This is a genomic window from Sphingomonas sp. CFBP 13603 (genome assembly GCF_014892665.1).
GTDB lineage: Bacteria > Pseudomonadota > Alphaproteobacteria > Sphingomonadales > Sphingomonadaceae > Sphingomonas.
In genome coordinates this window covers 13590-37895 of sequence record NZ_JADBIA010000001.1, presented here as the reverse complement: position 1 = coordinate 37895, position 24306 = coordinate 13590, and the positions used below count along the sequence as shown (strand labels likewise).

The 24306-nt window shown below is 67.1% G+C and carries 22 protein-coding genes; 13 read left to right on the top strand and 9 right to left on the bottom strand.

Annotated features, from left to right (window positions below; all coding sequences use genetic code 11):
• The first annotated feature begins 81 nt into the window (after positions 1-81).
• From IFR23_RS00155 to IFR23_RS00145, 3 genes are all read left to right on the top strand, one after another.
• Positions 82-486, top strand: coding sequence for a hypothetical protein (locus tag IFR23_RS00155; RefSeq protein WP_192974240.1), 405 nt, complete (start codon positions 82-84; stop codon positions 484-486).
• A 15-nt stretch (positions 487-501) separates the two neighbouring features.
• The gene (locus IFR23_RS00150) at positions 502-801 is read left to right on the top strand and encodes a hypothetical protein (RefSeq protein ID WP_192145480.1); all 300 of its coding nucleotides are present in this window, start codon (positions 502-504) and stop codon (positions 799-801) included.
• 513 nt (positions 802-1314) lie between these two features.
• Positions 1315-4068, top strand: coding sequence for a DUF5695 domain-containing protein (locus IFR23_RS00145; protein ID WP_192974239.1), 2754 nt, complete (start codon positions 1315-1317; stop codon positions 4066-4068).
• Between the two features lie 57 nt (positions 4069-4125).
• On the opposite strand, the gene IFR23_RS00140 is transcribed toward IFR23_RS00145, so the two are convergent.
• From IFR23_RS00140 to IFR23_RS20080, 5 genes are all read right to left on the bottom strand, one after another.
• A complete protein-coding gene (locus IFR23_RS00140) occupies positions 4126-5202 on the bottom strand; it encodes a PepSY-associated TM helix domain-containing protein (protein WP_192974238.1) in 1077 nt (358 codons plus the stop codon).
• Between the two features lies 1 nt (position 5203).
• Positions 5204-7324, bottom strand: a complete 2121-nt coding sequence (locus tag IFR23_RS00135; protein WP_192974600.1) for a TonB-dependent receptor — start codon at positions 7322-7324, stop codon at positions 5204-5206.
• Between the two features lie 152 nt (positions 7325-7476).
• Positions 7477-8526: an endonuclease/exonuclease/phosphatase family protein gene (locus IFR23_RS00130; RefSeq protein WP_192974237.1), complete on the bottom strand. Its 1050-nt coding sequence runs from the start codon at positions 8524-8526 to the stop codon at positions 7477-7479.
• A 79-nt stretch (positions 8527-8605) separates the two neighbouring features.
• Complete coding sequence (locus IFR23_RS20085) at positions 8606-9121, bottom strand: DUF2141 domain-containing protein (protein WP_446740795.1); 516 nt, start codon at positions 9119-9121, stop codon at positions 8606-8608.
• The gene (locus tag IFR23_RS20080) at positions 9118-10038 is read right to left on the bottom strand and encodes a hypothetical protein (protein WP_244655366.1); all 921 of its coding nucleotides are present in this window, start codon (positions 10036-10038) and stop codon (positions 9118-9120) included. The genes IFR23_RS20085 and IFR23_RS20080 overlap by 4 nt, the downstream gene beginning before the upstream one ends.
• Before the next feature lie 235 nt (positions 10039-10273).
• Between IFR23_RS20080 and IFR23_RS00120 the strand changes: the two genes are divergently transcribed.
• From IFR23_RS00120 to IFR23_RS00095, 6 genes are all read left to right on the top strand, one after another.
• On the top strand, positions 10274-11086 hold the full coding sequence (locus tag IFR23_RS00120) for a DUF2334 domain-containing protein (protein ID WP_192974236.1): 813 nt from the start codon (positions 10274-10276) through the stop codon (positions 11084-11086).
• The gene (locus IFR23_RS00115) at positions 11083-12273 is read left to right on the top strand and encodes a glycosyltransferase (protein WP_192974235.1); all 1191 of its coding nucleotides are present in this window, start codon (positions 11083-11085) and stop codon (positions 12271-12273) included. The genes IFR23_RS00120 and IFR23_RS00115 overlap by 4 nt, the downstream gene beginning before the upstream one ends.
• The gene (locus tag IFR23_RS00110) at positions 12270-12452 is read left to right on the top strand and encodes a hypothetical protein (RefSeq protein WP_192974234.1); all 183 of its coding nucleotides are present in this window, start codon (positions 12270-12272) and stop codon (positions 12450-12452) included. The genes IFR23_RS00115 and IFR23_RS00110 overlap by 4 nt, the downstream gene beginning before the upstream one ends.
• Before the next feature lie 82 nt (positions 12453-12534).
• A complete protein-coding gene (locus IFR23_RS00105; protein ID WP_342344836.1) occupies positions 12535-13035 on the top strand; it encodes an RNA polymerase sigma factor in 501 nt (166 codons plus the stop codon).
• Positions 13036-13116: 81 nt separating this feature from the next.
• Positions 13117-14091, top strand: coding sequence for a FecR family protein (locus IFR23_RS00100; protein WP_192974233.1), 975 nt, complete (start codon positions 13117-13119; stop codon positions 14089-14091).
• A complete protein-coding gene (locus tag IFR23_RS00095; RefSeq protein ID WP_192974232.1) occupies positions 13988-16354 on the top strand; it encodes a TonB-dependent receptor in 2367 nt (788 codons plus the stop codon). The genes IFR23_RS00100 and IFR23_RS00095 overlap by 104 nt, the downstream gene beginning before the upstream one ends.
• A 20-nt stretch (positions 16355-16374) precedes the next feature.
• On the opposite strand, the gene IFR23_RS00090 is transcribed toward IFR23_RS00095, so the two are convergent.
• Positions 16375-16980 carry a TMEM175 family protein gene (locus tag IFR23_RS00090; protein WP_244647177.1) on the bottom strand — a complete coding sequence of 202 codons (606 nt, stop codon included), beginning with the start codon at positions 16978-16980 and terminating at the stop codon, positions 16375-16377.
• A gap of 190 nt (positions 16981-17170) precedes the next feature.
• Positions 17171-17314, bottom strand: a complete 144-nt coding sequence (locus IFR23_RS19985; protein ID WP_197978220.1) for a hypothetical protein — start codon at positions 17312-17314, stop codon at positions 17171-17173.
• 46 nt (positions 17315-17360) lie between these two features.
• Here IFR23_RS19985 and IFR23_RS00085 point away from each other — a divergent pair, with 46 nt between their 5' ends.
• Positions 17361-18203, top strand: a complete 843-nt coding sequence (locus tag IFR23_RS00085) for an alpha/beta fold hydrolase (RefSeq protein ID WP_197978219.1) — start codon at positions 17361-17363, stop codon at positions 18201-18203.
• 47 nt (positions 18204-18250) lie between these two features.
• Here IFR23_RS00085 and IFR23_RS00080 read toward each other — a convergent pair whose 3' ends face one another.
• Complete coding sequence (locus IFR23_RS00080; protein ID WP_244655365.1) at positions 18251-21334, bottom strand: sensor histidine kinase; 3084 nt, start codon at positions 21332-21334, stop codon at positions 18251-18253.
• 195 nt (positions 21335-21529) lie between these two features.
• On the opposite strand from IFR23_RS00080, the gene IFR23_RS00075 reads away from it, so the two are divergent.
• The 3 genes from IFR23_RS00075 (at position 21530) to IFR23_RS00065 (ending at position 23582) form a co-directional block, all read left to right on the top strand.
• Positions 21530-22156, top strand: coding sequence for a M17 family peptidase N-terminal domain-containing protein (locus tag IFR23_RS00075; RefSeq protein WP_192974230.1), 627 nt, complete (start codon positions 21530-21532; stop codon positions 22154-22156).
• Between the two features lie 104 nt (positions 22157-22260).
• Complete coding sequence (locus IFR23_RS00070) at positions 22261-22863, top strand: response regulator (protein ID WP_258191302.1); 603 nt, start codon at positions 22261-22263, stop codon at positions 22861-22863.
• Positions 22864-22979: 116 nt separating this feature from the next.
• Positions 22980-23582 carry a helix-turn-helix domain-containing protein gene (locus tag IFR23_RS00065; protein WP_192974228.1) on the top strand — a complete coding sequence of 201 codons (603 nt, stop codon included), beginning with the start codon at positions 22980-22982 and terminating at the stop codon, positions 23580-23582.
• Here the strand turns inward: IFR23_RS00065 and IFR23_RS20480 are convergent.
• Entirely contained in the window at positions 23548-24300 is a 753-nt protein-coding gene (locus tag IFR23_RS20480) for an EAL domain-containing protein (protein WP_342344855.1), read from the bottom strand. The genes IFR23_RS00065 and IFR23_RS20480 overlap by 35 nt on opposite strands.
• Positions 24301-24306: the final 6 nt, after the last annotated feature.

The following is a 24306-nucleotide window of genomic DNA, read 5'->3' as shown; positions in this document are numbered from 1 at the left end:
GCCGCGTGGGCGATACGGCGCAGGCCGCCTCCGGAGCCGACGAGATCCTCGTCACCGGATCGCGCATTCGCCGCGCCAACTATGAATCTCCCAACCGATCACGACTTTCAGCGCAGCCGATATCTTCGCGTCGGTATCCGCGGCGATTTCAACGGCGATTGGCATTGCGAACTGTCCGGCAACTATGGCGAGCACCGCGAGCGGAACGTCATTCAGGGCAACATCAATCGTCAGCGCTTCCTGCTCGCCAACGACACCGCTCGAAATGCAGCGGGCCAGATCGTCTGCCGTTCGCAGGTCGACTCGCGTTACGCTGGCACCGACAGGGCCGGCAACGCCGCGGTTCTCGCAGCCGATGTTGCGGCGTGCGTTCCACTCAACACGTTCGGCGACGGTTCGATCAGCCAGGCTGCAAGGCAGTATCTGACGGTTTCGATTGTTGCGACCGGCAAGGCGACGCAGTTCCAGGGTACCGGCTACATGTAGGGCGATCTCAGCCAGTTGTTCGAACTTCCAGGTGGCCCGATCGCGTTCTCGCTCGGCGGCGAGTATCGCCGGGAGACGCTGTCTTACGACCTGGATCCGACCACGCAGGCTGGATACGCGTTCTACAACGCGATCCCGTCGTTCCGTTCGCCAGCCTTCGAAGTGAAGGAAGCGTTCGGCGAAATCTCGATCCCGTTGGTCAAGAATGTCCCGCTGTTGCAGGAACTGACGATCAACGGCTCGGGTCGTGTTGCAGATTACAAGGGCGCGGTCAGCACCGTCTATGCCTATGGCGACGCGGCAAGCCTGCGATAAGCTAACAACAGGCGCTGGTAGCGGGGTCCCAAAACGCGTCCGCCAATCCGTTCGGCCGAACCTAGATAATATACTGTATAATTTTTGTTGACGCCTGTCTTAGCCGTGGGCAGTTTGAGCGTACGTCGACGCAGCACGACGAGGCGCTCGCACAATCCTTGGAGGCTTCCGGTGATCGGCAAAGTCCATACCGAACCAACCACGATCGACGTGACAGCCGACAGAAGCGGCGGGTGATGGCTGACAGGGAAAGCACCGTCAGATTGGCGCGATCTTCGTGATGATCGACGAACGCGGTACGTGTCGGCGTCCTTACGGCTCAGGGTTCCGACGGACGACATCCAGGTCAATTCTGGGTCCGCAGTCGTATCGCGACCTGGTGATGCGGCCCGACGCCACCGGCGTTTATCGCCCTAAACCAGCGACGGAATTGCTTTGCAATACACCGGGCACGGCTCGTGCCGTCGAGGCATTTACCTCCGCTCCTACCACTCCAATACACCGAGCCCGATCATGACGCGCTTCTGCCGCTTTACCGCTGCCGCCCTGCTGCTGGCTGGCACGTCGATGGCGATCCCGACGCCCCGGGCCGCGCTCGCGCAGGAGCAGCAACCGGCCAAGCGAGTCTACCCGCCGATCGCCGAGACGCCGATCCGCACGCCGAGCTTCGATCTGGCGCTGCGGTCGGACACGCAGACGCTGTCACGGCTATCACCGACCGGCGATGCGACGTTCGATTTCACCCCCGGCGCGCGCGAAGCCGAGCGGGCCGGCGACGGCTATGTCCATATAGGCGACATCAACCTGCGACTGCGCACGCCTGGCGGCGCGTGGACCGACTTCGCCTCCGCGCACGATCGCCAGCCGATTCGGCTCCTGCCCGCGGGCGGGTCCGTGCTGGCCGCCGCCGACATCACAGCATCGCTGGGTGCCAGTCCGATCAGGGTCGAGCGGCGCTGGGTCAACGACCACGGCGTGCTCGCGCTGCGCTTCACGCTGACCAACACCGCAACCCAGCCGGTCGAGATCGGCGGGCTCGGTCTGCCGATGATCTTCGACAACATCATTTCGGACCGCAACCTCGAACAGGCGCATGCGCAAGCGAGTTTCGTCGACCCCTATATCGGCCGCGATGCCGGCTATCTCCAGGTCACGCGGCTGAACGGCAAGGGCCCTGCCCTGCTGGTGCTCCCCGAAAAGGGCACCCCGCTCGAGGCCTATCGCCCGATCATGGAAGCGCGCCACTCTGGTGAAACCGACGTCTTCACCGATCGCAGCCCGCGCGGGCAGACGTCGGAGGGGTTCTACGACTGGACGATCGCCAGCAAGGGTTTCGCCGACAAGGAATGGGCCAAGGCCGGCGAGCAGTGGAACACGCCCACCAGCTTCACGATGGCGCCGGGCACGAGCCGCACGATCGGCGTGCGCTTCGTCACGTCGCCGTCGATCGCCGCGATCGAGGACACGCTGGTCGCCAACAAGCGCCCCGTCGCGGTGGGCATTCCCGGTTACGTGGTGCCGACCGATCAGGAGGCGTCGCTGTTCCTCCGCACGCCGCAGCGCATCGCCAAGGTCGAGAGCCTGCCCGCCGGTGCGCTGACCGCGTCCAGGGTGGCGGGAGCCAAGGGCTGGGCGCGCTATGCGGTGCGCAGCAGCGGTTGGGGCCGCGCGAGCCTGACGATCACCTATGCCGATGGCAGCGTCCAGACCGTCAGCTATTTCATCACCAAGCCACTCGACCAGACGATGGCGGACCTCGGACGGTTTTCGACCACCCGGCAATGGTATGAGGACAAGGCCGACCCGTTCGGCCGCAACCCCGCGATCCTCACCTATGACCGGGAAGCCGACAAGATCGTCACGCAGGATCCGCGCGTATGGATTTCGGGCATGAGCGACGAAGGCGGCGGCGGCAGCTGGGTCGCGGCGATGGCCAAGCAACTCGACAATCCCGAAGCGGCGGAGGTCGCCAAGCTCCAGCGGCTCGTCGACGAGACCGTCCAAGGCCGGCTCCAGGTGCCCGACGGCGAGCATGCGGGCGCAGTCCGCAAGAGCATCTTTTATTACGATCCTGCGACACATCCCGGCTATTACGACGCCGCGACCAACTGGAAGAGTTGGACGTCCTGGTCGAAGAAGGACGCCGGCGACCTCGGCCGCGCGTATAATTACCCGCACGTCGCGATCGGCCACTGGGTGCTCTACCGCGTCGCGCGCAACCATCCCGGCATGGTCACCGCACACCCATGGCGCTGGTATCTCGATCACGCTTACCAGACCACCGTCGCGATGATGCGCGATGCGCCCTATTACACGCAGTTCGGACTGATGGAGGGCGACGTGTTCGTCGACATCCTGAAGGACCTGAAGCACGAGGGGCTGACCACCGAAGCGACCGAGATGGAGCGCCTGATGAAGGGCCGCGCGGATCACTGGCGTACGCTGACCTATCCCTTCGGCAGCGAGATGGCCTGGGATTCGACCGGCCAGCCCGAAGTCTATGCCTGGATGCGCTATTTCAGATACCAGCCGCAGGCCGACGTGACCAAGCAGGTGATCCTGGCTTACGATCCTACGATTCCCAGCTGGGGCTATAACGGCAATGCCCGTCGCTATTGGGATTTCCTGTACGGCGGCAAATACCCGCGGATCGAGCGCCAGATCCATCACTACGGATCGACGCTCAACGCCGTGCCGCTGTTCGACGCTTACCGGGCCGATCCGTCGGACCTGCGGCTGCTACGGGTCGCGTATGGCGGTATGATGGGCGGCATCACCAATATCGACCGACAGGGCTTCTCGTCGGCGGCGTTCCATTCCGCGCCCGACATGATGAAATGGGACCCTTACAGCGGCGATTACGGCATGGGCTTCTACGGCCACGCCGTCACCGCCGCGAGCTACCTCGTCAAGGACCCGACATTCGGCTGGCTGGGGTTCGGCGGCAACATCAGCCAGACCGCCGGCAGCGTCGTGACGATCGCCCCCAAGGACGGCGCCCGCAGTCGCCTGTTCATCGCCCCTGCAGGCCTGTGGATCACGCTGACCGCCGGCAAGATCGCGAATGCGGCATATGACACGGCCACCGGTGCTGTCAGGCTGACGCTGGACCCGGCCTCGGCGACGACGCCCTCGGCAAGGATGTCGCTCGAAACGACGACGGCGGGAGGACGTTCCTATGCTCTTCCGGGCGCGACGTTGGAGCGGGGCGAATACACCATACCCTTGTCCGTCGAAGCAAAGGATGTTCGCCTTCAGCCGGGCTGACGGGAATCGCGCCGATGGTGTGCAGGGCTGTCGTGAAACGCGGCCCTGTAGCGATCGTCAGGGTCGAACGCCCCGACGCACCTTCGCCGGACGTGGCCGTTTGAACCAGAAGCTCCAGACGCTCAACGTGCCAAGCAAACCGAGCGTCAAGCCCGACAGCGTCATCACGAGGCGGTAACCGAGCCCGCCGACCTTGGCCGCGTGCAGCGGATACAGGATGTTGTACGCGGCCACGACATTCGACAGCGACGCTGCATCGCGCGCACCGATCAGACGGCCGTCATCGGCGGCGAACCACAAGGTCGTGCGCCCGTTCGGCAGCCATTCCTGCGGCCGTTTCATGCGGATCGTGACGAGCCCACTTTCCTTGCGCGGCAGAGACAGGCTGCGCAGTTCGGCATCGGGAAAGCGCGCGCGCGCCGTGACGATCATGCCCCGCCAGTCGAGACGGTCGGCGAGCGCGACCTTCGGCCCTTTCGGTGCCTGCAACGCGGTGTCGATCGTCGCCGGTGCGCCCGGCCCCAGGAACACCGCACTGATTGGCCGGAACACCAATGTCGCGCCCGTCAGCAACGAGAGGATCAGCAACGGCGCGGCGACGATCCCGAGATCGCGGTGATGCCGCACGATCGCCGACCGGCTGAGCCGCTTGGGCAATGGGCGAAACGCGAACGTCTTGCGGGTCCGCCACCACAGGATCGTGCCCGTGATCACGAAGAACAGCCCCGCCACGCCAGCGATGCCGATGATCGTCTCACCGGTATCGCCCGAAAAGAGGTGATGATGCAGGTCGAACAGCCACAATTCCGGCCGCGCCCATTGCGTCTGCCACTGGCTGACGATCGTGCCGGCCTGATCGGTATAGGCCCCCGCCCCCTTGCCGAAATCGAGCCGATCGAGGCCGAGATTGGCGTTCGCGAAGGTAATGCTCTGGGGTCGCGTTTCCGGATTGCTCATCAGCCGTTCGGTGGTCGCGGCGAGGACATGCGTGCTCTGGATCTGCGCGTCGCCCGCATGTGGGAGCATGATCCACGCATCGCGGTGCACCAGGATTGCCCCCGTCAGCCCAAGCAGGGCGAGGACCAGCCCGACAAAACCGCCAGCCCATCGATGCAGCGTATCGAGCAGCGCCATCCTAGAACCGAACGTCCCAGCCAAGCGTGAAATTACGCCCGCGTCCGGCGAAGAAATGCTCGTTGTCGGTCGGGCGTACCGTGTCGCTGTAATAATCGATGTAGAAATGGTCGAAGATGTTCTGCGCGCTCAGCGTCACCGCGCCGACCGGCAACTGATAGCGCACGCTGGCGTCGGTGACGTTGTACCCGCCGAAATCGTTCGCGGCGGGCAACCCCTCGTATTTGCGCGAGAGAAAGAATTGCTGCTGCAACCGTGCCGACACCTTGCCGCGCGCGTAGCTGGCGGCGAGGTTCAGCCGGTCGGGCGAGATGTTCGCGCCGTCCAGGTCGATGTCGACCTTGCCGTCGTCGTCCGAGTCCGTGCGCCCGATCAAATGCGCGAAGCCGGTCGACAGCGTCAGTCCCGGGATGGGCATGCGGGCTTCCAGATTTACCTCGATGCCCTGGATCTCGACGCGCTGGCGCTGCGCTTCATACGCGCCGCCGACGAACACCAGCACCTGTCCGCGCGTGCTGGTCGACCAGAAATAGGTCGCGCTCGCGTTCATCGGTCCGCGCTTCACTTCGACGCCGAGTTCGCGGTTGTTCGACACGATCGGCGCGATGTCGACATAGGTGTCGAGATCGACGCCGTCGCGGCCGATCGCGCGTGAGATGCGTCCGACGTCGGGCACAGTGAAGCCCTGCGCATAGCTGCCATAGGCACGGATGCCGGGGATCGGCTCGACGATGACGCCGCCGTTGAACAGCGCCTTGCTGAAGCTCGGACTGCCGCCCGCGACCGCGTGGCTGCCATAGGAGGCCAGCGTGGTGTAATCGTCGATGACGATCTTCACGTTCTCGTACCGAGCGCCGCCAGCGAGGCGGACGACCTTGTCGAACAGCGCGAGGTTGACCTGGCCGAACGGTGCGAGGCTGCGGAAATCGGCGGGTGGCACCCAGACGCGATTGGTGGCGATCAGCCGTTGCTCGGTCCGATCGTACAGTGCGTCGAAGCCGAGCGTCGCAGTCAGCGCCTCGAAGCCCGGCACTGCGCGCTCGTAGCTGAACTTGCCGCCATATTTGCGCGAGCGGTTCTGCGACTGGTCGAACAGCGTGCCGTCCTTGACGAGCTGGAACGTCGCGATCGGCTTGACCTCGCCGCCGAACGTATCGCGCGATCGGTTGAAGAAGACCTGGGTCACGAGGTTGCCGCCCCACAGATCGGGGTCGGTCAGGGACAGCGCGATGCTTTCGGTCCGGTTGGTCGCAGGGACGCCCGGCGGCGTGCCCCGCACCGATGTCGTCGGTCGGTTGATGACGAAATCGCCCGTGCTGGCGATATAATTGCCACCACCCTTCAACTCGAACCGATTGGCGATCAGGTCGACTCGTGCGGTGTCGGTCAGGGCATAGCCGGCGCGTGCGAACGCCGACCAGCTCCGCGAGTCCTGCGTCTCGCCCTGCGTCAGGTCGGTACCGACGCGGTTGCCGTGCCCGTCGTAGAACGCGCCGCGCTTGTCGTACGCTCCGCCGGCCATGACGTCGAAACGCCCCGATTTCCACGCGAGCAGCGCGGCGACCTTGCCGCCATTGCCGTCGCCGTTGAACCCGGTGTCGGTCGTTCCCTGCACGAGGGCGCGACCCGACAGGCCCTCGGTCCGTGGCGGCTGCACGGTCACCTGGTTGACGATCCCGCCGGTCCCGCCGATCCCCTGCAACGCGTTCGAGCCGTAGATCAGCTCAACCCGATCGATGAAGAACGGATCGATCGTGAACCCGTCGCGGGATCCATCACGCAGCGGGGTCGACTGCGGTATACCGTTGATCGCGTACAGCGGCGAGCGACCACGCAACGTCTCGCCCGCGCCCGACAGCTTCTGTCGCGTCGGCGAGAAGGACGGCGTCAGGTTCGAGACCGCATCGACCACCGAACCACCGATCGCGACCTGCTGATCCAGTGCCGCACGGTCGATCACGTCGATCGTCAGTGGCAGCGCGTTCGGTGGCAGGATGCTGCGCGTCGCGCTGACAACGATATCGGCAGGGCTATCATCCTCGGAAGCGGTGTCGGCACGGTCACGCGTGTCGGCCGCAGACGGATCGATACGCACATCCTGCGCCCACGCCGGCAACGTCATACCGACCAAAGGCAACACCAGTAGATTCCAACGTCCGTATCGCATGTCGTCCCCCGAATATCGGGCGAGCTAGCCGTATACAGTTTTTATTGCAAATCGTTCGCATTCGCTTCGGAGGGTTTGGGCGTCCGTTCGACGCATCGTCGCTGGAATCATCGGCTCGCAATCAGCGCGGACGAACGAAGCGGCGTCCCCCCGTCGATCCGGTAGCGTACCGATACGCCGACGTGATCGGACAGCATCGAGCCGTTCCCCGTGCGGCCGAACGGCGCAGCCAGGCCGATCGGACGAATCCCGACGGTCGAGGATGGACGGTACAGCATCCAGTCCTTCGCCCGGCCGAGCGAGACGGCCATGTCGGCGGGCTCTGCGACCGGGCATTTCGGCGCGATACGGCAGGCCCCGACCACGGTCTGCAACGACGCGCCGCCGCCCAGCATGCGCAGATCGAAATGCGTCCTGCGCGCGAGGTCCTGGCCGACGTTGAAATCGCCTGCGACTAGGATCGGGCGGTCGGCAGCGCCAAGCGAGGCGATGAAGCCGGCGAGCAGATCGAGCTGGCGGCGATAGGCGTAGGTCGCACGCGGCGATCCCGCGCCAGATGCGCCGTTGCTGTTCAGGTGCGTGTCGACCACGACGATCGGCGTCGCGACGCCGGGCACCGCGATCAGCGCCGCGACCGCGCCCTTGTTGGCGAGGCAATCATAGCCTGCGCAGACCGGATAAGCGATCCGACGGACTGCCAGGATCGGATAGTCGGAGAAGATCGCGAGGCCGCTGTCGACATGCTTGCCGAGCCGCTCGCCGACCATGCGACTGCCGTCCGCGACGAACCCGTCGTCGGTGCGCGGTACCGGTGCCGCGTCCTCGCCGGGGCCGAACGCGGCATAGCGATAGCCTGCGGTGCGGCCGATCGCCTTGGCGTCGGCGACGAACGCCTCTTGCAACACGACGATGCCGGGCTGATCGCCGGCGTTACGCATCGTCTTCAACCTGGTGCCGATTGCCGCGAGATCCGCCGACCGATCGTCGGCGATCGGCCACGGCAGGCCATGAACGTTATAGGTCATCAGGGTCACGTCGCGCGCTGCGTCACGAGCTACGTCACGCGCTACGGGGCGAGCCACGGAAGCGGCGGCCGTCGCAGGGGTATGGATCGACGCTGCTACGGCCAGTGCTGCACCGAGATACCGTACCATCATGTTGAGTTTCCCTGTTTTCCTATGTGCTAGACGCCGCCGTTGACGGTCGTCCGCAGGCGTATTTCGAGGCTCCGAAAGATTACCGTTTGAGCGGCGCGAACGAGAACAATCCGCTGCGATAGTTCATCACGACGTGCGTGGTCGTGATGCCCGCGCCCACCGCGACCATCGCCTGCTCCGCGCGTGGTTTGGAATGGCCGAGCTTGGGATTGCTCGCAAAGCCGATGCCGTCGTGGAGCAGGCTGAAGCCGTGGCCGCCGTCGCGCGCATGGACGACGCTGAGCGCATAGGTGCCGGGTCCCGGAACGCGCAGACACAGCGAGACCGCGCCGGTCGCGGGCACCGTGATCACGCTGCGCCGGAATGTCTTGCCCTGCCCGATCAGGACATTGTCGTCGGCGAGGAAATCGCCGTCGCGCGCGGGATAGAGTTCGGCGCGCAGCACGCCGGCGCGGTCCTTCAACCCGTCGATATCGACTATCAGCGCCGGGCCCGCCTCATGCGGCCGACAGCGCGCTTCGACGGTCCCGAGCCGCGGGGTCGAGGGCGGCGTGACGGCAGGGGTAGTGGCAAGGGAAAGGGCGAGCAGGATCACTTGGTACGCTCCATGGTAACGAGTTCGACGGCGGTCAGCACGGCCCCGAGCAGCAGATGCGTGACGAGCCACAGCCCGGCGATCATCGTCAGCACCGCGGTCACGTCGGACGTCCGCCCGACGGTGAATGCGACCAGCCCGGCGAACACGATGTCCTTGTTCGGCAGCAACGGCAGCCGCGACACGAGGAGCCGCAACGTCGCCAGCGCCAGCCACCACGCGAGCGGCGCGGCCGGCATCACCGCCGCCCAGAGGAGTGCTGCGAACAAGGTGGTCGCGACGATCCGCAGGAAATGGATGACCGCGATTCGGCCCAGCTCGGGTCGCGGCAGCGTCAGCAGCGTCTTCCGCATGACCAACGTGACGATCGACGGGATCGCCATGCTCGCGGCCGACACGGTCATCACCTTGGCGTCGGTGCCGAAGTGCAGCGCGCCGAGTGCCTGCCAGCTGACGAGGGCGAGCCCGAGCGTGCAGACGTTGGCGACCACCGCGGACAGGATCGAGACGTCCTTGATCGCACCGAACGGGGAGCCCACCATCGTCGCGTGTTTCCGCGCCCAGCCGTAGAAATACAGCTCGCCCGAATAGCCGAGCACGATCTCGTTGCTGATCCGCTTGCGCAGCAGCGCGAGGATGCCGCTGGCGGGGAGCTGCCACAGCCGCCGGTAGATCACCCATTCGCTGAACGGCGTGACTAGATAGCCGGCCGCGAAGATCGTCCAGAACAGCGGCGAGCGCGGCACCAGATGCAGCGTGGCGGCCACGTCGAGGCTACGCAATTGCCACAAGGCCGCAATCAGGATCGCCGCGGACAGCACGGGCGCGAGCCAGCGGGCGAGGAAGGTCTTGCGGACGATCGTCGGAGTCAGCGGCGGGAATATCTCCGCACGCGTCAGCGCCAGCGGCTGGTTCATGCGATGATCCTCTCGGGACTGCTAAAACTGGAAGGTTGCGGCCAGCCGATGCTGGCCGGAGCTGGGACGGGCTGGCGGGAGGTCGTCATGTCGAGAGGACGCCGCCCCCCACGGCGAACCGCAGCCGTCCGACGACGCGCTCATGAAATAATTTCGGTGCAGGATGGGGTCAGACTGCGGCCCGACCCATGCGGCGCCGTCGCATCATCAGCGAGTCCACGACGAGAGCGAGATCATGGTGAATTTCGAACACGGCACGGTTTTGGGCGAACGGGTCCCACGCGCGGGCATCGCGCCGGACAAGCGGCTGATCGTCTCGATCCACGACGTGTCGCCGGCGTTCGCCATACCGATCGCGATGCTGGCCGAGCGGATCGAGGCGATCCTTGGTGGTCCGCGCTTCGCGATGCTGGTCGTCCCCGATCACTGGAGCGCCGCGCGGCTCGACCGCGATCCCGCCTTTGGCCGCCGCCTGCGCGAATGGGCGGAGGCCGGAGTCGAGATGTTCCTGCACGGCTGGTTCCACCGCGATACCAGCACGCACGAAGGTACCGCGAGTGCCTTGAAGGCCAAGTACATGACCGCCGGCGAGGGCGAGTTCCTTGGGCTCGACGCGGCCGAGGCGGAGCATCGCATGCGCGCGGGTCGCGACATGGTCCAGCAGGCGATCGGCCGTGAGGTCGCGGGGTTCATCGCCCCCGCATGGCTATATGGTCCGGGTGCGCACGCCGCACTGAAAGCCTGCGACTTCGCGCTCGCCGAAGATCATTTCCGCGTCTGGCAGCCCCGCACCGGCGCGATCGTCGCGCGCGGCCCGGTCGTCACCTGGGCGAGCCGGACGCCTGCGCGCACCGCGAGTTCGCTCGCGGTCGCCGCGGTGGCGCGCGCGATGCCCGACTGGATGCCGACGATGCGCGTCGCGGTCCATCCCGGCGACGTCACCAAGGATTCGCTGCTTGCCAGCATAGACCGCACGCTGCGGACGCTCGCCGAACGCCGTACCGTTTCGCGGTACGCGGATCTCGTGACCGAGCAGGTGGCGGCATGAAGATCGTCGACGTGTGCGCGTTCTACACCCCGACCGGTGGCGGCGTCCGCACCTATATCGACCGCAAGCTGGTCGCGCTCGCCGGACGCGGCCACGAGATCGTCGTCATCGCGCCGGGCGAAGAGGACCGCGAGGAACGGCGCGGCCCCAACGCGCGCGTCCGCTGGCTGCGCTCGCCGCGCTTCCCCCTCGACCGGTCCTACCGCTATTTCGCCGACCGCGAGGCGCTTCACGCGATGCTCGACGAGGAGGATGCCGATGTCGTCGAGGTCTCCTCGCCGTGGCGCAGCGCGTCGATGGTCGCGGACTGGCGGACGCGCTCGGGATCGCGCGCGCGGCTGTCGCTGATCGCGCATGCCGACCCGCTCTCCGCCTATGCCTATCGCTGGTTCGGCAACGTCGCCTCGACTCAAGCGATCGACCGCGCGTTCGACTGGTATTGGCGTCACCTCCGCCGGCTCGACGCGCAGTTCGACCATATCGTCAGCGCCAGCGACAGCCTGACGCAGCGGTTGCGCGAGGGTGGCCTGCGGAAGGTGATGACCGATCCGATGGGGGTCGAGCCGGGCCAGTTCTCGCCGAAACTGCGCGATGCCGACCTGCGCCGCGAGATGCTGGCATTGTGCGGCCTCGGCGAGGATGCGCTGCTGCTGATCGGCGTCGGCCGCCATGCGCCCGAGAAACGCTGGGCCATGGTCGCGCAGGCGGCGGCGATCGCGGGGACGCAGGCGCCGGTCGGGTTGCTGATCATCGGTGGTGGTGGACGCCAGCGCCGGGTGATCGATGCGATCGGCGACAACCCGCACGTCCGCCTGCTCGATCCGATTCGGGAGCGGGGCGCACTCGCGCGGCTGATGGCGAGCGCCGACGCGCTGATCCACGGCTGCGAAGCGGAGACGTTCTGCTTCGTCGCCGCCGAGGCTATCGCATCCGGACTGACGTTGATCACGCCGGATCGCGGCGGTGCGGCCGACCTGGCGCGTGGCAACGACGGCGCGCGGTACGCGTCGGGCGATGCACAGGCCGCTGCCGACGCGATACTTCGCGTGGCGGAGACGATCGCCGCGGAGGGTGCCGGCCAACCGGATCGCCCGGTCCGGACGATGGACGATCACTTCGACGCGTTGCTGGCGCTCTACGGAGACGGATTGCCAACGCCGATGCGTCGACTGGAGAGCGGCCGATGATCGCGATCGCACGTCCGCTCGAAATGGCTCGATCCGAGACCGTCGCGTCGCCGTGGCGCGAACCTCTGTTCTATCTGTCGTTCGTGGCTGGCGCGGTCCTGCTCGTCGCCATCGGCGTGATCCTCGGCTGGCGTCTCCTGCACCGGAGTTGGGATTTGATAACGACAAGAACCGCGTGACCCGGTATCTGCTGCGGCCCCTGCGTCCTGGAGCCTCGCCGTAGCCGACATCGACAGTCCCCAGCCTGCCGGTCTGTCGGCAGTGCTCGCGGCGAACCGCCCGCAACTCGTCCGGTTCTTCGCCGGGCGGACCGGCAGTGTCGCGGAAGCCGAAGACGTCGTGCAGGAGATCTGGCTGCATATCGGCCGGTCAACCGAAGGGCCTGTCGCGGGCCCGATCGCCAACCCACTCGCGTATCTGCACCGGATCGGCATGAACATCGTGCTCGACCGCGTCCGCGCCAACGGCCGCCGCGTCCGACGCGACGCTGGCTATGTCGAAGCGACGATTTCGGTCGCGGGCGCCGAGGCGGTCGACGATGCGCCCTCCGCCTTCGACGCAGTCGCGAGCCGCGAACGCATCGGGCATTTGGCCGCCGCGCTCGCCGGACCACCCGAGGGCGCGATGCGCGTATTCCGCCGCCACAAGATCGACGGCCTGTCGCATGCCGAGGTCGCCGCCGAATTCGGCATCAGCCGCAGCGCGGTCGAAAAGCACATCGCGGTCGCGCTGCGCCACTTGAGAAAGGCGCTCGATGACTGAATGTTACCAGGACCTGCGGTGCCATTCGAGCGGCGGCGTCTATGATGTGAGCGGGGGGCATTCGCTCGGAACGAGGGCGCGATGATGGACGCAACGACGCAGGACCCGATCGCCGCCGCGGCCGCCTGGCACGCGCGGATCGATGCGTCCGACATGGACTGGGCGGGCTTTGGCGACTGGCTGGCCGCCGATCCGTCGCACCGCGCCGCCTATGACTCGATCGCGCTGCTCGATGCCGAGATCAGCGCGGCAGCCCCCGCGATCGCCGCGCTACTGCCCGCCAACGACGACGACGCGACCGACGCTGTACCGGTATCCCGCCCGAACCGCTGGCGGTGGGCTGCGGCAGGTACGGGTAGCGCACTTGCCGCCGGTCTCGCGTTTCTGCTGGTCGGACCGACCGTCACAGATACGGCGCAGACCTACGCCACCAGCGCTGGCGATACGCGTGCGGTGACACTCGCCGACGGCAGCGCGATGCAGCTCGATCGCGGGTCACGCGTGTCGGTGACGGGCGGCAAGACCCCGTTTATCGAACTCGCGGACGGTGCGGCTAGCTTCTCGGTCCGTCACGATCCGTCGCGCATTTTGATCGTCCGCGCCGGGGCCTACGACATCCGCGACGTCGGCACGCGTTTCGCGGTCACCAACGCGCGGGGGAAAGTGTCGATCGCAGTGGCCGAGGGCAGCGTCAGCGTCGCGCCGCACGACCCCGACGGCAGCGCGCCGACGACACTTATCGCAGGCCAGCGTCTCGACATCGATCCGTCGGCCGGGATCGCCGAGCGGCGGTCTATTGCCCCAGCGTCGGTCGCCGACTGGAGCGACGGCCGGCTGAGCTATGACGGCGCGCCGTTGCCGCTGGTTGCCGCCGATATATCGCGGTATGCGGGGGCGCCGCTGGTGGTCGATCCGTCCGCCGCAGGGCTGCATTTTTCCGGGGTTTTGACGATTGGCGACGGCTCGCGGCTTCTCGATCAGCTTCGCGCGGTCTTGCCGCTACGCCTGCGTCGCGCTGCTGGCGTCGTACATCTCGAACGCGCCGGCGGCCGCTAGGTCGACAGGCGCCAAACCGGCCGCCATCGTCATCCCGGCGGGGTCGCTCCGCACCGCGCTCGATGCGCTCGCGCGACAAACGGGCATCTCGATCGGCATGGCCGGCACGCTGCCCGTTACGCAGACTCGGAGGATCGACGCATCGGATATCGCGCAGGCGCTGAAACGCCTGTTGTCGGGAACCCACCTCCGCGCGATCCGCGTCGATGCGACGACCTGGCGGATCGAACCCGAGCCGCCGCGCCGCGCCGCTCGATTGCGCGCCGCCGATACGCATGCCGCCCTGCCCCCGGCCACCGAAGGCGCCGACATAATCGTCACCGCCAGCAAGCGCGACGAACGCCTGTTCGACCTGCCCGTGTCGATCACGATCGTCGGTACCCACGCGCTCGACCGCCTCGCCGGCAAACGCGGCCTGGTCGACCTGCTCGCGACCACCGACGGTGCGTTCTCGACCAATCTGGGCCCCGGCCGCGACCGCGTGTTTCTGCGCGGCGTCGCCGACAGCGCCTTCAACGGCACCAGCCAGTCGCTCGTCAGCCTGTATATCGACGATGCGCGGATCGGCTATTCGTCGCCCGATCCCGATCTCCGCATGGTCGATATCGATCGCGTCGAGATCCTGCGCGGGCCGCAGGGCACGCTCTACGGCACCGGCGCACTGGGCGGCGTCATCAGGATCGTCACCACCGTGCCCGACCTCGATCGCGTCTCGGGCACCTTCGCAGGCGAGGCGACCGGGATCAACAACGGCGCGGTCGGCGGTGCGTTCGACGGCACCGTCAACGTGCCGATCGTGGCCGGACGTCTCGCGCTCCGGGCATCGATCTGGACCGAGACGATGCCCGGCTGGATCGACGACACCGGACGCGGAAAGCCAGACGTAAACCGTACCGCGCGCCCCGGCGTCCGCGCAGCACTGCGCTGGGCGATCGGCAATGGCTGGACCGCGACCGCCAGCGGCATCGGCCAGTGGATCGACGCGCGCGACAGCCAGTATGCGACGAAGGGCCTGTCGCGCACGACCGCGATCGCCGAACCGCAAGACAATGATTTCGTTTCAGGTACGCTCGACATCCACGGCCCGGTCGGCAGCCTGGACGTGCAATCGACGACCACGGTCGTCTCGCATGTTTTCGGCAGCACCTACGACGCCAGCAGCATGGCGGCGGCACTCGGTACTATCGCCCCGGTCGCCTATGTCGAGGATCGATCGATCGATCTGGTGACGCAGGAAATCCGTCTGAGCGATCCGACCGCACGTCACCCCTGGATCGTCGGCGCGTCGGTGCTCGACGCGACCACCCGCCTCAACGGACGCTTCAAGTCGAACGGCACGACCGTCATCGCGCGCGACGACAGGGAAGCGGTATTCGAGGCCGCAGTGTTCGCAGAGGGCACGCAACGGCTGTCCCCCGCGCTCGATTTCAAGCTCGGCCTGCGCGGCTTCGTCACCGTCAACGATATCGAGCAGCAAGGCCCGAACGAGCAGAACGCGACCAAGCTGGGCGTCACCCCGAGCGCCACGCTCAGCTGGCACCGCGACGATACCGGGCTGCTCTGGTTGCGCTATGCCAGCGCGATCCGGCCCGCCGGCGTCACGCGCGCCATCGCCACCACCGAACAGCGTATTCCCGGCGACGAACTGCAGAGCCTCGAATTCGGCTGGCGCGTTCGCGGCCTCGACGATCGTCTCGGTCTCAGCGGTGCGATCTTCGGGTCGTTTTGGGAACATTTGCGCAGCGACGTGGTCGGGTCGGATGGTCTGTTCGGTACTGTCGATGCCGGCAACGCGACGAATTACGGTGTGGAGTTCGGCGGGCGGTTCGACGCCGGGCGCGCCACGATCGACTTCGGCACCACGATCCAGCGCGCGCGGCTCACCGCGCCGGCCAAGGGTCAGGTCGATGTGAACGATCGGCGCTTGCCGGTGGTCCCCGATTATTCCGCGCGGCTCGGGCTGACGCGGCGGTTCTCGCTGAGCGACCTGCCGGCGAGCGGCTATGTCTCAGCACGCTACATCGGCCAGACCCGGCTAAGCTTCGACCCGGCACTCGACCGCCCCGCCGGCGATTACGCGACGATCGGCGTCGGCGCGACTCTCGACGACGGCCGGCGCCACTGGTCGGTCGACATCGACAACCTGCTCGACGGACGCGGCAACAGTTTCGGTTTCGGCAACCCGTTCACGCTAGCGACGACGACGCAGACCGTCCCGATCCGCCCGCGCGCGATCACGCTGCGGCTCGCGATCGGCCTATGAACCGCCTCCATGCCGGCCGTTCACGGCGTCCTCGCGAGGTCGTCGACCGTTCGGACGATCCGGCGATCGGGGATCAGCCACAGCGCGATGACGGCGACGTACAGCGCGATCGCGATCCACCGGCTCGCGAACGCCAAGGGCACGGCCGCTGCGTAGAACGCGATGCTGCTCCAGCCTTTCCAGTCCGATCCGATCGCGCGCGCCACCGCAGACTGTTTGCCGTTGCATGCGATGATCGCGCGTTCGGTGAGCGAATAACCGACCGCGGCCAGCCCCAGGACGATCCCGTATGCCGCCGTGGCGCCGGCCGCGAACTGGCTTTCGTCGAGCCAGCGGATCACGAACGGCACCAGGCTGAGCCAGAACAACAGGAACAGGTTGGCCCACAGCACGCGCCCGTCGATCCGTTCGACCGCGGAGAACATGTGGTGATGATTGTTCCAGTACAGTCCCACGTTCACGAAGCTCAGCAGATAGGCGAGCAGCACCGGCGCGCTGCCGGCCAGACCCCGCAGGTCGCCGGTTTCGGGCACCTTCAACTCGAGCACCATGATCGTGATGATGATCGCCACCACGCCGTCGGTAAACGCCTCGAGCCGTGCCGGTCCCATATGACGCCCGCTCATCGCTTTTCCCCGATCTGATTGCCCGCGAGCGACCTATCAGGGCGTTTTCCGCAATCCCAGCGCGAGCCGGGCCGCTCGCGCGCAATATGTCGGTCCTGCGCAAATTCCGTTCCGGTTCGCCAAGAATCCGCGCTGCCGGACGCGCATCAGAGCGTGACCGCCGAGGCTGCCACCGCGCACGCACGGCGTCTCAGCAGCGTCGTGCGGCCACGACCGCCATCATCGGGGACAAAGATATGCCGAACACCATGCCCGACCTGTCCAGGCGTGCCGTCGTCATCGCCTCGACCGCAGCCGCCGCAACGGCCGCCGCCGCGCTGATGCTGCCGGCCATGACGTTCGCCTCCCCCCTCGCCCCCAAACCACACGGAGTATTCAGAATGAGCAGCGGATTCATCAAGACCAGCGATGGCACCGAGATCTTCTACAAGGATTGGGGCCCCAAGAATGCCCAGCCGATCATGTTCCATCATGGCTGGCCACTCAGCGCCGACGATTGGGACACGCAGATGCTGTTCTTCCTCGCCGAGGGCTACCGCGTCGTCGCGCATGATCGCCGCGGACACGGCCGGTCGTCGCAGGTCGATACCGGCAACGACATGGATCATTACGCCGCCGATGCCTCCGCGGTGGTCGAGCATCTCGACCTGAAGCGCACGGTCCATATCGGCCACTCCACCGGTGGCGGCGAGGTCACGCGCTACGTCGCGAAGTTCGGCCAGCCGCAGGGCCGCGTCGCCAAGGTCGTGCTGGTCAGCTCGGTGCCGCCGCTGATGCTCAAGACCGCGGGCAATCCCGGCGGTTTGCCGATTTCGGTGTTCGACGGCCTGCGCAAGGCGCTCGCCGACAACCGTGCGCAATTCTACGTCGATCTCGCCTCGGGGCCATTCTACGGCTTCAACCGACCCACCGAAAAGCTGTCGCAGGGGGTCGTCGACAATTGGTGGCGCCAGGGCATGATGGGCGGCGCGCTCGCGCATTACGAGGGGATCAAGGCGTTCTCCGAAACCGACCAGACCGCGGATCTGAAGGCGATCACCGTCCCGACGCTCGTGCTGCAGGGCGACGACGACCAGATCGTGCCGTTCGCCAATGCCGCGCTGCTTCAGGCCAAACTCCTGAAGAACGCCACGCTCAAGATCTACAAGGGCTTTCCACACGGGATGCTGACGACGCATGCCGACGTCATCAACCCGGATCTGCTCGCGTTCGTGAAGGGCTGAGCGCTACGACGTGATCGGCGGGAGGGTGACGATCGTCATCCTCCCGCTCAGCGATAGGCGATACGCGCCGGGACCGTCACCGTGATCTCGGTGCCGGACCCGATGTCGGACTGGATCGCGAGCGTCCCACCCATCGCGGTGGCGCGTTCGCGCATTCCGATCAGTCCGTAATGTCCCGGGCGATGCCCCGTCTCGCGGACGTCTCGCGGGATACCGATACCGTCGTCCGTCACGGTGATCACGAGCCTGTCGGCGCTCGATCGGATCGCGACCACCAGGCGATCCGCCTGGGCATGGCGCACTGCGTTTGCGAGCGCTTCGCGGACGATCTGCGCGATCTCGTCCGCTACCGGTGCGCAGACCGGCCGCAGGACACCCTCGACATCGAGATCCCAGGTCAGCGGTGGCGCAACGGTGTCGTCCGCGATGGCGGTCAGCAACGCGGGCAGCGCGACCGGCTCCATGGTCTCGCGCAGGAACCGGACCCGGTCGCGGCCGTCGAGCAGCACATCGTCGGCGCGTTCCAGCGCGCTCTCCAGGCTGATCCGTGCGCGATCCCCCTTCGGCAGTTGCTCGACCACCGACTGGAAGCGCAGCATCAGCCCCTGGAACCCCTGCAACAGCGTGTCGTGGAGTTCGCGGGCGATCCGCTCGCGCTCCGCGATCTGCACCTCGAACCGCGCCCGCGTCCGCTCCGCAACGATCCGCAGCCGGCGCCGATACAGCAGCCACACCAGCGTCCCGGCGACCACGATGCAGGCGACCGCGAACGCATGCGTCTGGTAGAAGCGCGGGGCGATCTCGAACGTCAGCGTCGCGCCGCGTCGGTTCCAGACGCCATCGTTGTTCGCGGCGATCACCTGGAACCGGTATTCGCCGGGGCCGAGGTTGGTATACAGCGCCTCGCGAGCCTCGCCCGCGTCGATCCAGTCGGGGTCGATGCCCGCCATCCGATAGCGGAACCGGTTGGCGACGGCGTTGGTCAGGCTGAGCGCGGTATAGCGGATCTGGACATGGTTGGTGCCGGGCGGAAGCGCGATCGTCGCATCCGTCGTCGGCCGGTCCACGCCGCCGGCGACGAGCGACCGGATCTGCACCACCGGCGGCAACCGGTTTCGGAATAGCTTGGCGGGATCGATCATCGTCAATCCCCGATTGGTGGCGAACCACAGCCGTCCGGCCGCGTCCTGCCCGATATCGTTCGCCTCGACCATGTTGGAGCGCGCCCGGAAATCCTCCTGATAGCCGAACCGTTCGTGCGGGATCGGCAGGCCGGGGTGCGCGAACGCCGCATCGAGCGACGATGTCGGCATCCGGACGATCCCGTTTGCGCCGATCACCCAGGTCGATCCGTCCGCGGTCTGGAGCAGGCCGGTCAATCCGGCGAGGAAAGGGTAGGTCCGATCGCGCAACGAGACGAGGCGCGTACCGTCGTACAATGCCAGTCCCTGATCGCCGACCACCAGCAGACCCTGGCGGACCGGTAGCCATGTCGTGGTCCTGCCGGTCACCTGATCCCGGCTGCGCCAGAGCAACGTTTCGATCCCCTGGCGAAGGCGGGAAACACCCTGGCCGATACGCCCGAACACCACGCCCCCGGCGCCGTCCGACCGGATACGATGGACCGTTCCCTTCGGCGTGCCGGCGGGCGCGCCATATGGCAGCAACCGCCGCCCGACGAGGCGGTAGAGCGTGTCGATCCCGGTCCAGAACACGCCGTGCGTGTCCATCGCGCAGGTGATCGACAACGGCCCCGCGACCGGCGTCGCCCTGGCGACATTGCCCGCATGATCGAGGTCGAGCAGGTATTTACCCTCCATCCCAATCACCAGCAGGCGACGGCCATCGCCGCACATCACGCCGATATCGGGCCTGGCGAAGATCAGCACCGGGACGCCGGACCTGCCGATGCGATAGACCCCGGAAAGCCCGGCAATGAACAGGTTCTGCGCCCCGCCGCCGCCGCCGCCGCCGCCGACGAAGCCCGAAACGATCGCCTCGGTCTGTCGCGGCTGGACGATGTTGCTCGGCGAAAACCGGTCGAGCCCGGATTCCGTGCCGACCCAGATATTGCCCTCGCGATCCTCCAGCACCGCCAGCGTCAACGCCGCGGTCAGGCCCTGGCTTTCGGTGAACGATGCCACGCTGCCGGGTGTGCCGGGGTGCTGCAAGGCCGACGCGGATATCCGCCCCAGCCCGGCATCCTGTCCGGTGATCCAGAGATTGCCGTCGCGGTCGAACAGCGACCGTTCGAGGACATAGGGCGTCGTCGCGCGGCCGATGCGATAGCGGCGCGGATCGCGCTCGACCGCCTCGACCAGGGTACCGGTGCGACGCCATATCGTCCCGCGACGGTCCTGCGCGAGCGCGACGTACGCATCGTCCGGCACGCCGCCGCTACCTGCTCCCGCATCCTCGAAGCGCGAGCCCCCCGGTGTCAGGCGCAGAAGTCGGGACGCATGCGAGAGGTAGATGCCGCCGGCCGTGCTCAGGAGGTCGCCCACGCCGCGTTCGGGCACGCCCTGTCCGGCACCGAACTTCGTCCACCGGCCCGCCGACAGGCGAGCGAGGCTCATCGTGTCGACCGAATTGCCGACGACCCAGATCGCGCCGTCGCGCCCCTCGACGATGGTCGTCACGCCCCCCACCGCGGGCCATGGGTTGGCATCCCTCAACACGCCGCCGCGAACCACGGAAATACCGCCAAAGTCGTAGCCGACCCAGATGTCGCCGTTGCGCGCCGCCAGCAACGCGGTGATCTGAGGCGACCGATACCGATCCTGGTCGACCGGCACGATCCGTTCGAAGGTGATGCCGTCGAACCGATAAAGACCGGTCGCGGTCCCGAGCCAGAGATAGCCGTCACGGCCCTGCGCGATCGCGCGGATGTTACCCGGAGCACCATCGCCGAGCGTCCAGCGCGAATGGCGCAGTTGCGCGATCGTCCGCGCCGGATCCAGCGCCGAGGCACTGCTCGCCATCGCGACCCCGCAGAGGATCGCGAACAGCACGCGGATCACCGCTCGCTTACCCTTGCCTCCACGTCCACGTCCACGTCCACGTCCACGTCCACGCAGGGCGCGCAGAAAGCCGGATCGCACGATCGTGAAGACTTCGCTCGGCAGGGTCATGATGATTTACGTTGCGCCTGCGGAACGAACAAATGCAAGTGCCGAGAGACTTCGCCTGATCCATTCGCCGCGTATTGCGTATTCTCGTCGCCGACCGCGCGATTGTTCAAAATCGGTCAGTCCCGTCCACGCGATTCATCCCGACATCGTGGTACGGAACTATCCAGGTCGGTCCCCGATCGACGGGAGAACAGGATGCCGGCGAGTAACGGCCGTGCCGACGACGCGGCGACGATCGGGCTGTGGTGCGGCGTCCACGTCGAGGTGGCGCCGCGCGATGCGGTGAGCGTGGAGGTGTCGGTTGCCAGCGTCGGCGTCTTCACCCACGAGATCGGCCAGGATCGACCCGGCGGCGGACCCGGCGGCGGACCCGGCGGCGGGCTGGGACATCTCGACGCCGCACTCGGCGGCGCGATCACGCGGTTGCGGGCGGACGGCATCTTCCGGGCAGGGCCGGGCGAGGTGCTGACGCTGTCGGCGCCTGCCCCGCCGATCCAGGCGGCGACGATACTCGCGATCGGCCTGGGCGACCCGACGGCCTGGACGCCGGCGGCGATGCGTCCGGCGGTCGCGACCGCGGTGCGCGAGACGATCCGCCTCGACGCCGCCTCCGCCGCGTTCGCGCCGAGCCTGCTCGACAGCGGCCTGTCCCCAGCCATGCTCGACGGCACCCCGCAAGCGATGCTCGCGGGCCTGTTCGACGCGCTGGCGGATCGCCGGCCAGCGACGCTGTCACGCTGGGTGTTCTGCGTCGGCGGCGCACGGTTCGACGACAGGGTCGACGCGTTTCGCGCGGCGTTCGACCGATTGGCGAGGCGCTGATGGAGCGGCCCCTTGCCTTGTCCGCCGGACGCGGCGCAGGGTATCCGCCCGACGCCCTGCCATTGCACGAGTGCCCGTTGCCGCCCTCCCCCCCGATCCGTATCATGATCGTCGACGATCATCCCTTCCTGCGCGAAGGCGTGAAGGCCGTGATCGAAACGCAGGCGGATCTCGAACTCGTCGCGGAAGCGGAGTCGGGGGAACAGGCGCTGGCACTCTATCCGACGCACCTGCCGGATGTCGTGCTCATGGACCTGCAGATGCCGGGGATCGGCGGTGTCGACACCATCGCGGTCATGCGCAGCCACTGGCCGCAGGCGCGCATCGTCGTGCTCACCACCTATTCGGGCGACGCGCAGGCACTGCGGGCGCTGCGCGCCGGTGCCGCGGGCTATCTGCTGAAGAACACGCTCCGCAAGGAACTGCTCGACACGATCCGCTCGGTCCATGCCGGTGGCAAGCACCTCAACGCGCAGGTCGCGTCCAGCATCGCCTTCCACGTCATCGAGGATGCGCTGACCGAGCGCGAGATCGGCGTGTTGTCGCTGGCCGCGTCGGGCAATTCGAACAAGCAGATCGCCGCCCGGCTCGCCGTCACCGAGGAAACCGTGAAAGGCCATATGAAGCTGATCTTTGCCAAGCTCGGCGCCTCGGATCGCACGCACGCGGTGACGATCGCAGCGAAGCGCGGCATCATCGAGCTCTGACCCGGCGCAGGTCGCGCCACACGAAAGGGGGGTGACCGACCGCCCCGCCCGGGGCGCAGGCGACCGGCCCGCATCCGCTATGCTCGATCGTACAGGCTGCGATGGAGACCCAGGCGATGCTGCATATTCCCCTTTCGGCGACAGCGTCCCAGCCTGCCGCGTCCCAGCCTGCCGTGTCCCATGCCGGCCGGTCCCATTGCGGGCCGACCACCGCCGCCAGTCTGGTGGCGAACGCCGTCAGCGCGCTGGACCGCGATCCTCATATGGCACGGCATTATCTGGAGCGGCTCGCGGCGATGTTCGCCCCCGACACTCCGCCACCGCAAGCCGAGCCGGTGAAAGGCGGGCTGGCGGCGTGGCAATTGCGCGGCGTCGTGCTGCATATCGAGGAGCGGCTGGGCAGCACGATCGGCGTCGATGCGCTGGCGCAGGTCGCGCGGCTCAGCGCGGGCCATTTCTGTCGCGCCTTCAAGGTGACGACCGGCGAAACGCCGCACGCGTTCCTCATCCTCCAGCGCGTCCGCCGTGCGCAGACGCTGATGCTGCGGACCGACGACACGCTCAGCCAGATCGCCTATGCCTGCGGGCTGAGCGACCAGGCGCACCTCACCCGACTGTTCCGCCGCGTGGTGGGCATGACCCCGCTGATCTGGCGCCGCACCTGGCAAACCGCCGGCACGGGCGTTATCGCCGACGAGCAGCAGCGGCGGTGGTCGTAGCGTTGGACGCGGTAGCGTACTGCGCCCGGTCCAGCAGCAGCGCGGTGATCTTCCGGCGATCGAGCGCGGGCGCATAGAGGAAGCCCTGGCCGAGCACGCAGCCCGCCGCCTGAAGCATCGCCGCCTGTTCCTCCGATTCCACGCCTTCCGCGACGATCCGGATGTTCATCCGTTCGGCGATGCGGATCAGGCCTTCGACGATCGTCATGCTCACGCTTTCGGGCGTCAGATGATCGATGAAGGTCTTGTCGATCTTGATCACGTCGACCGGCACGGTCAGCAGATGCGTCAGCGAGGCAAAGCCGGTGCCGAAATCGTCCAGCGCCACGCGGATACCGCGGTCGCGAAGCGCCCTGATCGCGGTCTGCACCGCCTGATCGCCGTCGCCCATGTACACCGTTTCGGTCACTTCGAGGATCACGTGTTCCAGCGACACGCCTTCCCGCTCGAATGCCGACGTCAGTACGCGCTCGATCGCCCCGCCGCTGAGATCCGCGGACGAGACGTTGATCCCGACGTGCTGGAACGGGATACCCATGTCGAGCCACACGCGCAGGTCGGCCGCGACCAGCGCCAACATGCGCGCCGTCAACGCCGTCGCGACGTGCGCGTCCGTGGTCGCCTCGTGAAAGGATGCGGCGGAGACGACCGCGTTGCCGATCCGCATGCGACACAGCGCCTCGAGCCCGACGACCTCGCGTGTGTCGAGGCGGAAGATCGGCTG

Bases quoted from the DNA above. Each gene is read 5' to 3' on its own strand.
- IFR23_RS00155 (WP_192974240.1), top strand. From the start codon at position 82: ATGAATCTCCCAACCGATCACGACTTTCAGCGCAGCCGATATCTTCGC.
- IFR23_RS00145 (WP_192974239.1), top strand. From the start codon at position 1,315: ATGACGCGCTTCTGCCGCTTTACCGCTGCCGCCCTGCTGCTGGCTGGC.
- IFR23_RS00140 (WP_192974238.1), bottom strand. From the start codon at position 5,202: ATGGCGCTGCTCGATACGCTGCATCGATGGGCTGGCGGTTTTGTCGGG.
- IFR23_RS00135 (WP_192974600.1), bottom strand. From the start codon at position 7,324: ATGACGTTGCCGGCGTGGGCGCAGGATGTGCGTATCGATCCGTCTGCG.
- IFR23_RS00130 (WP_192974237.1), bottom strand. From the start codon at position 8,526: ATGATGGTACGGTATCTCGGTGCAGCACTGGCCGTAGCAGCGTCGATC.
- IFR23_RS20080 (WP_244655366.1), bottom strand. From the start codon at position 10,038: ATGAACCAGCCGCTGGCGCTGACGCGTGCGGAGATATTCCCGCCGCTG.
- IFR23_RS00120 (WP_192974236.1), top strand. From the start codon at position 10,274: ATGGTGAATTTCGAACACGGCACGGTTTTGGGCGAACGGGTCCCACGC.
- IFR23_RS00115 (WP_192974235.1), top strand. From the start codon at position 11,083: ATGAAGATCGTCGACGTGTGCGCGTTCTACACCCCGACCGGTGGCGGC.
- IFR23_RS00110 (WP_192974234.1), top strand. From the start codon at position 12,270: ATGATCGCGATCGCACGTCCGCTCGAAATGGCTCGATCCGAGACCGTC.
- IFR23_RS00100 (WP_192974233.1), top strand. From the start codon at position 13,117: ATGATGGACGCAACGACGCAGGACCCGATCGCCGCCGCGGCCGCCTGG.
- IFR23_RS00090 (WP_244647177.1), bottom strand. From the start codon at position 16,980: ATGAGCGGGCGTCATATGGGACCGGCACGGCTCGAGGCGTTTACCGAC.
- IFR23_RS19985 (WP_197978220.1), bottom strand. From the start codon at position 17,314: ATGGCCGGCAGCATCAGCGCGGCGGCGGCCGTTGCGGCGGCTGCGGTC.
- IFR23_RS00085 (WP_197978219.1), top strand. From the start codon at position 17,361: ATGAGCAGCGGATTCATCAAGACCAGCGATGGCACCGAGATCTTCTAC.
- IFR23_RS00080 (WP_244655365.1), bottom strand. From the start codon at position 21,334: ATGACCCTGCCGAGCGAAGTCTTCACGATCGTGCGATCCGGCTTTCTG.
- IFR23_RS00075 (WP_192974230.1), top strand. From the start codon at position 21,530: ATGCCGGCGAGTAACGGCCGTGCCGACGACGCGGCGACGATCGGGCTG.
- IFR23_RS00070 (WP_258191302.1), top strand. From the start codon at position 22,261: ATGATCGTCGACGATCATCCCTTCCTGCGCGAAGGCGTGAAGGCCGTG.
- IFR23_RS00065 (WP_192974228.1), top strand. From the start codon at position 22,980: ATGCTGCATATTCCCCTTTCGGCGACAGCGTCCCAGCCTGCCGCGTCC.